We start from the raw sequence: 13,424 nt of genomic DNA, 5'->3' as shown, positions 1-13,424 counted from the left end.
TAGCTTATATAAATGTGTTATTTTCTATTACTTTGATGTTCCTTTCTGTTTTTTCCTTTATTAAATTTATAGTTAAAATTAAGGTTCCATCTCGCTGCATTAAAGTTGGTCATCTGATTTACTACAAAATCACTACCAACAGTTGTCTCTCTTATTTTTCTCGTATTGAAAATATTACTGACACTTAGTGTTAACATCCCATTGTTATTAAGTAATGATTTCCCTAAAGCCGTACTCAAATAATAATATGATTTAGTTTTTGTTTGTGCATCACTTACTGGTGCCTGATATTCAAATTTACTTTGGAAGGTGAAATTTTGAGGAAACTTAATCTGACTCATTAATGTTGCTGTCCAGGTCTCATTAGAATAATCCAGATTCGTTGTTGCTACACTTCCTTCCTGACTAAAGCTATAAGCATTGAACTCTGCGCTAAGAGACAACCATTTTGCCAAGGCATACTGAGCCGAAACTTCAAGTCCAAAGCGTTTTTCATTATCCAGATTGACTAAGAATGTTTCAAAAACACCGGCAGCATTTTGTACCGTAAAATATTGAAAATTATTAGTGGTTTTTGAATAGTATAACGATGGGTTAATTGTTAATCCTTTTATTTTACTTAAAACACCAAGTTCTGCACCATCAGTCAAAGAAGGCAACAAATTAATGTTTCCAAAAATACGGGAGTTAAAATCCTGAAGCTCAGGAAAAGGATTTAGCTGGTCTAAATTAGGTCTATTGATACGCTGACTGTAGTTTAACTGAACAGTGGTTTTCTCTGTCAAGGGATAACTTAAATTTACAGATGGAAACAATCTTGTATAGCTACTGTCTCTTAAAACGCCTTTGGTATTTTGATCTGTAATCTCTACTTTTGTATACTCTGTTCTTAATCCTAACAAATAACTGAACTTCTTAATTTTGTTTCCATATTGAATATAAGCTCCCAGAATTTGTTCTTTGTAATCTAGCCCATTATTAAAGCCCTCTATTGGTTTTACTACTCCCTCAATTTCTTCATTTGCGCTAAAGCCTGTAGAGACTATTCTATTTTCAACCTTTACCCCTGCTTCAAAATTTGCGTTCTCACTTAAGGGGGTTACATAATCAGATTGTATCACAATATCATCACTTGATCTATTTGATTTTGTATTGATAACAGATTGATCTGCAAGATCCGGAAGAATTGTTTTTCTTTGAATATTAAAATCTTTTGCACTATCCCAAAAATCATATTGAAAGTCTACCGTAAATTTTCTTTCCGGTTTTTTAAATGTTTTTGTATAATTAAATTCTAATTGATTGTAACTTCTGTGCTCTTCTGAATCTCCTATGGTTTGGATATAAGTATCTGGAGTACCTTCTCCTGAGAAATTATAATTCAAGGTATTCTTGTCCAGATCTTTTGTACTATTTCTATAAAATGCTGTGGTAATGCTGTTGTAATCATTTATAAAATAATCCAATCCCAAATAAATCAATCGTCCGTCATCATGTCTCTTTTGATCTTCTCTTTGATTTAAAAAAAGATCACTTCCATTTGCTGTAGTTACCTGATCTCTTGTATTAAGCCCTACATAATCTGTATAACGAACCCCAAAATTGGAAAACAAATTAAATTTTCCTTTTTTATAATTAAGACTTCCTAGTACTCTACTGTCAAAAGGAACTCCTCCTATTAATGTCATACTGCCGCTTAAATCTTGTTTTATATTCTTTTTAAGAATAATATTTATAATTCCGGCAGATCCCGATGCGTCATAACGTGAGGAAGGATTTGTAATTACTTCTACCGATTTTATCGATTCTGCGGGAATCTGTTGTAATCCCTGAATAGATGTTAGTCCGGATTTTCTTCCGTTAATAAGAATAAGGACATTATCATTACCTCTAAGACTTACAGCGCCGGTAGGGTCGACCCTAACGGCAGGAACATTATCCAGCACTTGTGTCGCAGATCCTCCCTTTGAAATTAAATCCTTTCCTACATCAAAAACTTTTTTATCCAGTTTTAAGGATACTTGGGATGTCTCTGAGGTTACAACAACTTCGTTAAGAGAGGTTACATCAGATTTTAAGTGAACAATTCCAAGATTAATTTTAGTTTTGGCTCCATCTACTGCTAATGGCATAATATAGGATTGAAAACCTATAAATTGAAATTCAACTGTATACTTGCCTGCTTTGATCCCCTCAATGTTAAATTCTCCCTTATCGTTGGTGATGACAGTTTCTATAACCAATGGCTCCTGCTTTAGTACTACAGAAGCATATCCTAACTTTTCGTTTGGATCCTCGGCAGAAAGTGTTCCGGATATTTGAGTCAAGGTCTGGGCGGATAGGGATGACATACATAGTAATACTAATGCATATAAGGATATGTATTTTAACATGATATCTTAATTAATTATTTACAATGATTATTTTTGGGCATTAAAACTTTAATAATAATGCCCGGATTACTTCCCCTTGCTTAACTAAGAACAAGGTCTTTTTTGTATTCAACGATTTTTTCTCCATAAAGCCTTTCCGGCTCTATATTATTGGCAAGACAGTATGCTAATAATTTGTTTGACTCTACAATCGGAATAGACTCATCTGTATATTTGATAGAACTTATGTATTTTAACCAAGGTTCCATTCCCATAGCATAAACAAAGACTTCGCTAGGTTTAAAAACATCTATTAGTGCTTTAGCCTGTTCAAAATTACATCCGGCCAATCGTCTGGATTCATCTTTATCTCTGGCTAAATTTTCTGGCATTAATGGTCCGTATAACCAGGATAACGGTGCTCCTTCACATTCCATCCCTAAGAAAATAACATTTATATCTCCCATAACCTTATGAATACGCTCATATAACTTTGGTGATACATTACAAGAATCTGCTGCAAACAATACTTTTAATCCGTCCTTGTAGGCTACATGGTGACATAATTTACTTCTTACATCCAAGTCACAATGTTCTCCAACAAATGGCAATCCTGTAATTGAACAATCTTCAAAATGAATGGTTTCCATCTCTCCCAGTTCTATAATATTTTTGAATCCTATTCTTTCAAACATTAGTTTCAGATTTGGATCCTGCAGGAAACCGCCATTGCTTTTTGGCACAACAATATTTTTAATTTTACGTCTTAGTCTCAATAAAGTCTCAAAAAGAATATGGTCCTGATGATTGTGTGTTACCAATACATAATCTATAGATTCAGGCAAGTCATCGTAAGAATATCGTGATATATCAGACTCATAACCATAACTAACTAATGGATCTGCCAATATTGTCGTGTTTTTTGTTTCTGTAAGTATACAGGCATGTCCAAAATACCTTGTAAGTACACCGTCTCCGGCATATCGCTCGTATTTTTTAGACTTTTCTTTTGTAAAAAAAGATTTAAACAAAGGAATATCTTCCGGTTCTACATCAAATATTTTTGCGATTTCCCCAAATGTTTTAGGATGATCTTCCATTTCAAAAAGCTGATCAATTTTTTCGCTTTTGAGTGGTAGATTTACTCGTAAAATATCCCCTCCAGGCAGTTTTGGTGTACTCAGTACAAATGATCTTGAATCATCATCATGTACTAAAAACAAATTGAAACTTTGAAGGGATTCCTTGTAAAACTCTGTTTCATATAATAAGGATTCGAAAAAGCGAAAAGAGGGATTATTATTGATGTCATACACCAATTCTACAAGCCCCTGTAAACTCTCTGGCACCTTATTGTATAAATCGGTAAGAGCATATCCCTTAGCTTCTTTTTTAAGGAGATCGTTAAGAGCGAAAACATCTTCTCTTAAGGTCAAAAGATCAGCACACTGCTCTTTTGTATTGTCAATAAGTCCTTGAATTTCATCTACTCTTTTTCCGTCATAATCTATAAAAGGTCCTCCTAACATTTTAGGTGTTTTTACAGCTGCAGCATGAATCATAGGATTTTGAACATAAGAGGACATAATTTTCAAATGTCGATCTTTAATATTCATTGCAGCTGTAGCAGGGGATATCAAGTGAGGCCAGGCATACCAGTTGTCTACTAAAGGCTCTATAGCTAAATTTCTTTTAATATATACTAAATCATTATTTTGTATTTCCATGATATTGTTATTTTTCTAATTAATTATTTATTTAAGTTTTGATGATTTTGCTGTGAATTTGGATAAAACATATCCTCCGGACATCTAAAGAGCGCAAGGATTTTGTTGTAAAACATACTGTCTCTAAATCTATTACTGCAAAAGGATACTATTATTAATCAAATTGAGCTGTTGTCAAAAGATTTAATCTAAGAGAGGGTACAAGCAAGATTTAATGAAAAAATCCAAATCAAAGGGTCTTTGAGTTTCCCCATGACTTAAAGGATACATCAAATCTAACAGAATCCCATTTTCATAAACTAAACACGTAAGGTCTAAACCCGTATTGAAACTATTCTTACTATAAGAGTTGACGATTACTTCTCCAGAAATAGACTCGTCTATTGTCTTATTATGGGTGGGAACCTGATAATTAAATGTCCCTCCTATTGCTCCTTCTATATCAATTGCAGTCATTTCTTTATAATCTTTTCTAATTATCTCGTAAGGAATAGTCTGGTAAAGACGGGACTGAATATAATCAGTATATGCAGCGAGAATAAAATCTTTATGAGATTGATAAGCTGAAGGATCTAAAACCCCCAATGGTAAATAATTATTAAGCACTCCCAGAATTTTATTAACTTCAATTTCTTTGGAAACTTCTTCTCGCCCGTTGACAATTGTTAATTGTAAATACTTATCATTTTTCCTTACTTCTCTTAATAACTTCTGATGCGCTGCAATTAATACTCCTGTTAGTGACAGGTTTAGCTTATCTGCTTTTTGCTTTAGTTTTTGGAAATCTTCTCCTTTAATGGCAATCTTTTGCGTCACACATTCAATAAAATTGTACTGAACCTCATTTTGCTTTGTAATGCCTAAACCTTTCAAATAATCCTTCCAGTATTCGCGTTGCTCCCTGGCAATTTCTGATTTTAAAAATTGTTTCTGCCATGCTATAAATTCATAGTTCGATTTGTAATCATTTTCTATCGGTTTATTGTTATAAAAATTTATCAGGTTTTGCTGTACAATTAAATTTGTGTACATATCTGTAACCGAATGTTGGATTCCTACAAAAAGATAGGCTTTATTTGCAGTATCGGGTATTAAAAATAACCTGATCATGGTACTATTATCAAATAGGTCATAAGGATTTAAAAAAAAGTCATTTAGTTCTCCCTGTATTTTCTCTCTCTTGGTTTCATTGTAGTCATCAACAATCTTTATCTCTAAATTTACCTCTTGATTGGATACATATTTCTGGGATATAAGATTATCAGTATCTTTTTTAAATTTTACATTTAGAAAAGGGAAAAGTCCTAAAAATTCCCTGAACGTACCTTCAAAAGTGTCTTTTGAAAAATCTGAAATAACAATTGGTCCAAACCTTCCGTGTGATTGTGAAAATTGCAGAATTCTTTTCTGATTCTCTGATACCTCCAGCCAATCATTTTGTACCTGCAATTGTTTTTGCGTACCATTTTGAGGCTCAGTTACTGTTGTTTTTTTGAGCTCATTTTCTGATTTGATAAGATCATCAATGGTTTGCTCCAGTTTTCTTTGATAGGCTTTTACAAGATCTTTAATTGTTTCTTCCTTAAAAACCTTAGAAGAATATGAGATGGTCATCTTTAATTGCTCTGATGAAATCATCCCGTTTATACTTAGTTTGGCTTCACTTCCATTTTTCTTACTAAAAGAAGAACCGATAGATTCTGTTGAAAAATCAAAAGGTGAGGTTTCATTTGCTCCTACTTTACTTCCAAAATCTCCTAAATAGTTAAATTCAATACAAGTCTCCTTTTCCAGGTTTGATTTTTCATCTAAAAAATTAAGAATTCCATATCCAATTCCTTTCTGAGGGATTTTATTCAAATCTTTTTTAATTTTAAGAATGTTCTCTATATTATCTGATGATGATATTTCTAAAACAAAAGGAAAAGTCGAAGTAAACCAGCCAATAGTCCTACTAACATCCATGGCAGGTAAGATTTCCTCTCTACCATGACCTTCCATTGTAAGAACGGATCTTTTTACCTCAAAAACTTCCTCTAATGCAAGACCTAAACCGGTAAGCAAAGCATCATTAATCTCAATGTTATACTGTTTCGAAATCTGAGTTTGCAATTTATTGGTATATTCTTTATCCAGTAAAAGGGTCACTTTCTGATCGTGATAATGTACCTGATCCGTATTGTTAAAATCTATTGGAATTGGCGCAACAACTGACGAACAAACTTCTTCCCAAAACAATTTCTCCTTGCCTAATTCCACACTAGAGGCATATTGATGTAACCCCTTGGCCCAATATTGATAAGAATCTGTTTTTAGTGGTAACTGATATTGTTCTCCTCTTTGATTATGTGCATATGTTTCAGACAAGTCTTGTAAAAATATGCGCCATGATACTCCGTCAACGATCAAATGATGCACAAATAAAGCCAGTCTGTCACCGTCCTTTAGTTTAAAAACAACAGCTTTTATAAGTCTTCCTTTTTCTAAATTAAAACTGGACTGAATCTCCTCACTTATCGTTTTCATGGCAGAAAGCGCATCATCCTCATCCCTTAAATCATATAATTCAATATCAAAATTAAAAGAAGCATTGTTAAGATTACGCTGTTTCCAAACTTCATTTTCTTTTTCAAACTGAGTACGCAGGGCATCATGATGATTGATAATCTGTGTGAGTGCCTTTATTAGATTTACCGAATTAATTCCTTCCTTTGCTTTTAGAAGAACAGACTGATTATAATGCTGTTTTTCTTTTATGGCCGAATTAGAAAAGAAATAATGTTGAATGGGTGTCAATAGAATTTCACCCGTAACTTCAGACTGATCGATATTTCTCGTATTTACAGTAATTAATTTAGCAAGATCTTCTAATACTGGATTTCTAAGAATATGATCTACTTTTAGTGACAATCCTTTTTGTTTTAATCTCGATATTAACATTATGGCTTTTATGGATTCTCCTCCCAAACTAAAGAAATTGTCTTTTATCCCAATGTTCTCTTTATCCAAAACCAGTTCGCAAAACTCAACAAGAATTTTTTCTTCGGTGGTGATTGGTGCTACATATTCTACTTCACTATATAATTCTATACCGACTGTTTTTACGAGTGCTTTTTTATCTACTTTACCATTTATGTTTAACGGCATTTTATCTAAAAAGATAAAACTTGTCGGGATCATATAATCAGGGATAATTTTTGATAAAAAAGATCTTAGTTCTTCTATACTGACCGGAGCTGTCATTACGAGGTAGGCAACAAGTTCTTTATTTCCCTTCTCGTCATTTTGTGCGGCCACTACAGCTTCGTCTATTTTTTCATTAGACAATAATTGATGTTCAATAGCACTTAGTTCTATACGATGCCCTCTTATCTTTACTTGTTCATCATTACGCCCTTCATAAATAATATTACCTTCTGGAGTCCATTTTCCTAAATCTCCTGTTTTGTATAATCTCCCATCTGCTTCAAATGGGTTTTTAATAAACTTTTGATGGGTTAATTCTTCTCTGTTAAGATATCCTCTGGCAACACCTGCCCCTCCTATACATATTTCTCCTACAACGCCTGTTGGAACCAGATTCTGATGTTTATCCAGAATATAAATTTTGGCATTTGATATTGGTTTACCAATAGGTATATTACTGTAAGCCATTGTATTATCTTCCGGCATTTTAAAAATAGTACAACACACACTAGCCTCAGTTGGTCCGTATGTATTATAATAAGTACCATATTTAAAGTATGGTTTTACAATTTCATAGTCCGGCACTTCTCCGCCAGTAATTAATATCTGTACTGTTTTTAAATCGTCAATATCTATCAGGGCGAGATAGGAAGGCGTCAATGCAGCAATGTTGATTTTGTTGTTTTTTATAAAGGTTGTCAGTGTATTTGCATCCTTTCTTTGTTCTTCGCTTGCCATATAAAGAGTTCCTCCTGATAGAAGAATCAAAAAGGTCTCCCATACAGAAACATCAAAAGAAAATGGAGCAAATTGTAAGCCTCTACAGTTTTTATCTAATTTAAAGTAATCAATTTGAGTAAGGATTGTATTTACAATTTGACTGTGTTCTATCATAACTCCTTTAGGAAGTCCTGTTGATCCGGAAGTATAAATAACATAGGCTAAATCAGCAGGTGTTACAGCAATTGTTATTGGATCACAGTCACTGGCATCAAAAACAATATCTACCGCCATTAATGCTCCGGTATAAAACTCAAGATCAAAAATATAAGATGTTGTTGTGATCAGCAATTCTAACTTAGTATCAGCAATAATGTGTTCTTTTACCTGATTAGGCATCTCAGCAGCAATAGGAACATAAGCGCAACCCAATTTTAAAATCGCAAGTATGGATATAATATTCCACTCATTACGTTCTAATTGTATCCCTATAAGTTTCCCTTTTTTAATTTGATGCTGTTTATTTATATAACGAGCCAGATTATTTGAAGACTCATCTAATGCTGCATATGTAAATTCTTTGTTACCAGCAAAAAGACCAATTTTATCCGGATTTTGCTTTACTTGTTTTTCAAACAAGGATAACAAGGTTTCTTCTTGAGAATATGCGAATGTTATATTATTAAAATCCAGAACTAATTCTTCTTTCTCTTTTAGAGATAAATAATCAATTTCCTGAATAGGAGTATTAGGCTGCAAAACAACTTTTTCCAGTAATTGTTTAAAATGTGTTAATAAACCTATGACATACTCAGATTCAAAAACGTCTGTATTGTATACTAAATGACAGCATAAATAATCTCCCTCTTCCATAAAGTTGATATCTAAATCTGCTAATGCTGAAGTTTCTCCCAATAGTTTTATATCTTTTGTTTGAGTTGCATCTACATTATATTCGTATAATGCATTTTGCAGTAAGAGCATGACATCAAACAAAGGAGATCTTGACATGTCCTTGTTATAATTGATCAATTTTAATAACTGATCAAAAGGGTAAAACTGACAATCTAAGGCAGATAACGTATTTTCTTTTACAGTATCAAAAAATGCATTGAATGTTTCTTCAGGATTAAGTTGATTTCGTAATGGCAATGAATTGATATAACACCCTATTTGCTCTTTTAAATCGGCGTGATCACGCCCACCAATTGGAGTACCAATAATAATATCGGTACTGTTGGTATACTTATAAAGGAGTACATTCCAAACAGCTAATAATCCCATAAAAACACTTCCTTTTTTATCGGAACAAAACTTCTTAAACAGCGCAGTGGTATCTTTAGAAAGATAGGATTTAAGTGCAAATCCATTAAACGTTCTTATAGCTGGTCTCTTCTTGTTATTTGTGAAATTAAGTATCGGTAATTCTCCTGAAAATGTATCTTTAAAATAGGCCTCCTCGGTTTTAAAAAGCCCATTATAAAGTTGCTCATTTTGCCAGGCCGCATAATCTTTATATTGAATATTTAGTTCTGGAAGTTCCACCGGAACACCAGATTCAAAAGATGAATAAAATGCAAAAATGTCTTTGAATAATATATCAAGAGACCAGGAATCGCTTATTACGTGATGTATATTACAGTAAAAAATAAATTCACGATCCTTTAAGTGAAATAAACTTACTCTAATTAATGGTCCCTTGCCAATATCAAATGGTTTTTCTATATCATCTCTGGTAATAGACTTTACTTCTTCTTCTCTTTTATCTAAAGTTCTAAGGTCAAAAAAATCTATTGTAAAATTTAAATCTTCTTTTTCTACAATATATTGTCTTATTTGCCCTTCTTCATTGATTTTAAAAACAGTACGCAATGACTCATGTCTCTCTATTGTACTATATACAGCACGTTTAAAATTTGTAACATTAATATCTTGTTTTATACGAATAGAGTTGGGTACTGCGTAATTGAATCCTTTCTCATCTGATTCTATAAAAATTGAGGATAACATTCTAAGTTGACTTGAGGATACTTCATAGCTCTTTTGAGTCTCAACTCTAGGTATATTATTATACCTGTTTGAAGATGTATACTTAGTAAGGTAAGAAACAATTTCTTGCTTATTTTCTTTTATTCTTGTAATAAGTGCCTCATCTATTACCTCATCTTTAAAGCCAAGTTTAAGATCTGTACCATCTAATGTTATAGTAATATTATTCTCGTATATTTCATTTAATAAATTGACCATTGTATTTTGTTTTTTGGTTTATGTAATAGCTTTTTTTATAATTAATAAAATGTGTTATTTTTTTGTCGCTTTGAGCGTATAAAGAAAAAGAAGATGATCCTTTCTAGATAGTCATTACTGATTTATAACTACTTTCTTCTTCTAGATTTACAACAAACTTTAATCTCATATCTATCTCGGAAGCCAGTTCTTTTATAGTAGATTTTTGATAGAAATCTTTAATTTTTATGTCTATGTCAAATATTTTCTGAATCAGTTTAAGCATGGTAACTCCTTTTAAGGAATTGCCTCCCAAGGCAAAAAAATCATCTAAAATTCCGACCTCATTTTTACTAAAAAAGGTTTTCCACATTTCAACCAGTTTTTCTTCCGTTTCATTTGTTGGTGCTACATAATTAACAAAAGACACTACATTTTCATCCAGATCCTCCTTAAATGCCTCATTATCATCAAAGTGTTCTAAAGCAAAACGTGTTATTGTAGTATTATTTTCTGATCCTGAAAAATTCAAGAGATCAAATGGATTTACTTTTACAGGAAGTTTTGTTTTATTAAATACATAACCCGGCAGAGAAACACGATACGGTTTTTGTGCTCCATAATATACTTCCCAATTGATATCCAGTCCATTGAGCCATAATTCTCCCATTTTTATCAGAAGATGTTCCTGATCATTAATTTCCTGTTTTGGATGTCTGATCAGGTTTATAGCTGTATTATTAGCTGCCTGATCATGATTTTGTTGCTGGAACAAAGTCGTTAAGGTATTTCCAGGTCCTACCTCTATAAAAATGCTGTTGGGTTCTTTTAATAAGGTGGCTAAACCATCAGAAAATCTTACGGTACGACGTAAATGATCTATCCAGTATTGTGCTGATTTTGCTTCGTCGGCAGTTATTAATTGTCCGGTCAAGTTGGATACAAAAGGAATCTTTAATGCTGAGAATTCAACATTTTCTAATTCTTGTCTGAATTCTTCCAAAACTGAATCCATTAAAAAGGAATGTCCGCCTAATGAAATTTTTAATTTTGAGTATAAAATTTCTTCTGCTTCAAATATTTCCATAAGCCCCTCTATCGCATCCTCTGTTCCTGATAAAACACAAGATTCCGGAGAATTAACCACTGCTAAAGCGACGTTATCATTTAAATATGCTTTTATTTTTTCTTCAGAAAGTGATACGCTCAACATGCTTCCTTTACGAGATTTATTCATCAATAAGGCACGTTTTGCAACTAATCTTACTCCTGTTTCAAACGAAAAAACTTCACTTAAACAAGCCGCAACATATTCTCCTGTACTATGCCCGATCAATTTATCGGGATGAATACCCCAATGCATCATTAACTTCGCTAAAGCATATTCAAAGACAAATACTATTGGTTGGGTAAACTCATTTTTATTGATATCAAACCTTTCTTCCTGATCTGTATTTTCTTTATACAAGATTTTTGAAACCTCGACCCCAGTCAATTCTTTAATGATCGAGAATCCTTCATCCATAAGTTGTTTAAAATACGGCTCATTTTCATAAAGGTCTCTTCCCATGTTTTTATACTGTGCTCCAGAACCAGTGCACATAAAGACGATTTTTCGCTTTTGATCCAATTTTCCTGAGTAGAGAGCGGTGCTTAAAGAATCTTTTAAAATTTCCAGTGCTTTTTCTTTTGAATTTGACACTAAAAACCTGTTGTATTTAAATTGATTTCTGCCAACTTGAAGTGAATAGGCCATATCCTGCAAACTATCATTTTCGTTGGTTTCAAGAAATGAAACTAGTTTTTCCTGATAAGCATTTAATGATCCTAGAGATTGTGCAGAAAAACGCAGTAGTTTATAGCTATTATCTTCTGTAATTTTATTTTTTATCGGGGCTTCTTCTAAGATCACGTGAGCATTATTTCCACCAATTCCAAAACTGCTTACACCTGCTCTTAGAGGTTGGTTATTATCCGAAATCCAATTTGACAATTCTGTTTGCACTTTAAAAGGACCTGATTTAAAATTGATTTCCGGATTTGGGTTTTTAAAATGTAAGGATGGGGGAAGCATTTTATTTTTTAATGCTAATGTAGTCTTGATAAATCCTGTAATCCCAGCTGCTACATCAAGATGTCCTATATTTGTTTTTACCGAACCTATAGCACAATGATGATTTGTATTGTACCCAAAAGATTTATTAAGTGCTTCTATTTCTATAGGATCCCCTAATTTTGTTCCTGTACCATGCGCTTCTATATAGGTGATAGATTCTGGTGTTACATCTGCAATTTGATGCGCTTGTTTGATGCACTCATATTGCCCGTTTATACTTGGCGCTGTATATCCTACTTTTCTGTTTCCGTCATTATTGACAACCGAAGATCGAATTACTGCATAAATTTGATCATTATCTTTTATAGCATCTTCAAATCTTTTTAAAACCACTACTCCCGCTCCCTCTCCAGAAACAATTCCTGATGAATCTTTGTCAAAAGCTCTGCAATGACCATCATTCGAATTGGTCATTCCTTCCTGATATAAATGTCCTTTATATGGTTTTGAATATATTCGTACACCGCCTGCAACTGCTATCGAACATTCCCTCATCAATAAGGAACGGCAAGCCTGATGAACGGCTACCAATGAACTGGAACAAGCTGTATCGACATAATAGCTAGGACCTCTCAGGTTTAGGTTATAAGAGATGAGTGTACTTATAAAATTTTCATTAGAGATTTGATTTAGAAAAAATGAATTTATATTTTCATTATTTGAAATCATGGTATAAGCTCTCCAATTCATATTATCTGAGGCTGACAAGTACAGTCCAATTTTGTCTTTATATTTTTTTGGGTTATATCCGGCATCTTCCAAACCAGTCCAAACCTGTTCGTGCATCATACGAATTTGAGGATCCATAGACATGGCTTCTTGTTTTGTATATCCAAAAAAAGAGTAGTCAAAACTATTAGGATCTTCCAGAAAGGCTTGTGCTTTTATTATATTTGGATTTGCAAGATTTTCTTCACTTACTCCTACTGCCCTTAATTCATCATCGTTATAAAAATGGACTAATTCTTCACCATTTTTTAAATGTTCCCAGAATTCATTGATAGTAGCTGATTTAGGATATCTGCCTGAAATTCCAACAATAGCAATATCTTTTTTTCTATTATTATTTTCCATCGT

General features: G+C 32.9%; 4 protein-coding genes. All 4 read right to left on the bottom strand.

The features are described from left to right. Window positions 1-17 precede the first annotated feature (17 nt). The 4 genes from ACHRVX_RS00095 to ACHRVX_RS00080 all read right to left on the bottom strand — a co-directional run bounded on the left by ACHRVX_RS00095 (window position 18) and on the right by ACHRVX_RS00080 (window position 13,421). On the bottom strand, window positions 18-2,351 hold the full coding sequence (locus tag ACHRVX_RS00095) for an outer membrane beta-barrel family protein (RefSeq protein WP_395327529.1): 2,334 nt from the start codon (window positions 2,349-2,351) through the stop codon (window positions 18-20). 122 nt (window positions 2,352-2,473) lie between these two features. Then, window positions 2,474-4,099 carry an MBL fold metallo-hydrolase gene (locus ACHRVX_RS00090; RefSeq protein ID WP_395327526.1) on the bottom strand — a complete coding sequence of 542 codons (1,626 nt, stop codon included), beginning with the start codon at window positions 4,097-4,099 and terminating at the stop codon, window positions 2,474-2,476. Window positions 4,100-4,282: 183 nt separating this feature from the next. Continuing rightward, entirely contained in the window at window positions 4,283-10,252 is a 5,970-nt protein-coding gene (locus ACHRVX_RS00085) for an amino acid adenylation domain-containing protein (RefSeq protein ID WP_395327523.1), read from the bottom strand. Window positions 10,253-10,355: 103 nt separating this feature from the next. Beyond that, complete coding sequence (locus tag ACHRVX_RS00080; RefSeq protein WP_395327520.1) at window positions 10,356-13,421, bottom strand: beta-ketoacyl synthase N-terminal-like domain-containing protein; 3,066 nt, start codon at window positions 13,419-13,421, stop codon at window positions 10,356-10,358. Window positions 13,422-13,424: the final 3 nt, after the last annotated feature.

Source organism: Flavobacterium sp. FlaQc-47, assembly GCF_044006475.1.
In the GTDB taxonomy this organism is placed as follows: Bacteria; Bacteroidota; Bacteroidia; order Flavobacteriales; family Flavobacteriaceae; genus Flavobacterium.
The sequence above is the reverse complement of the archived record's forward strand: the minus strand, read 5'-3'. Positions and strand labels throughout refer to the sequence as shown.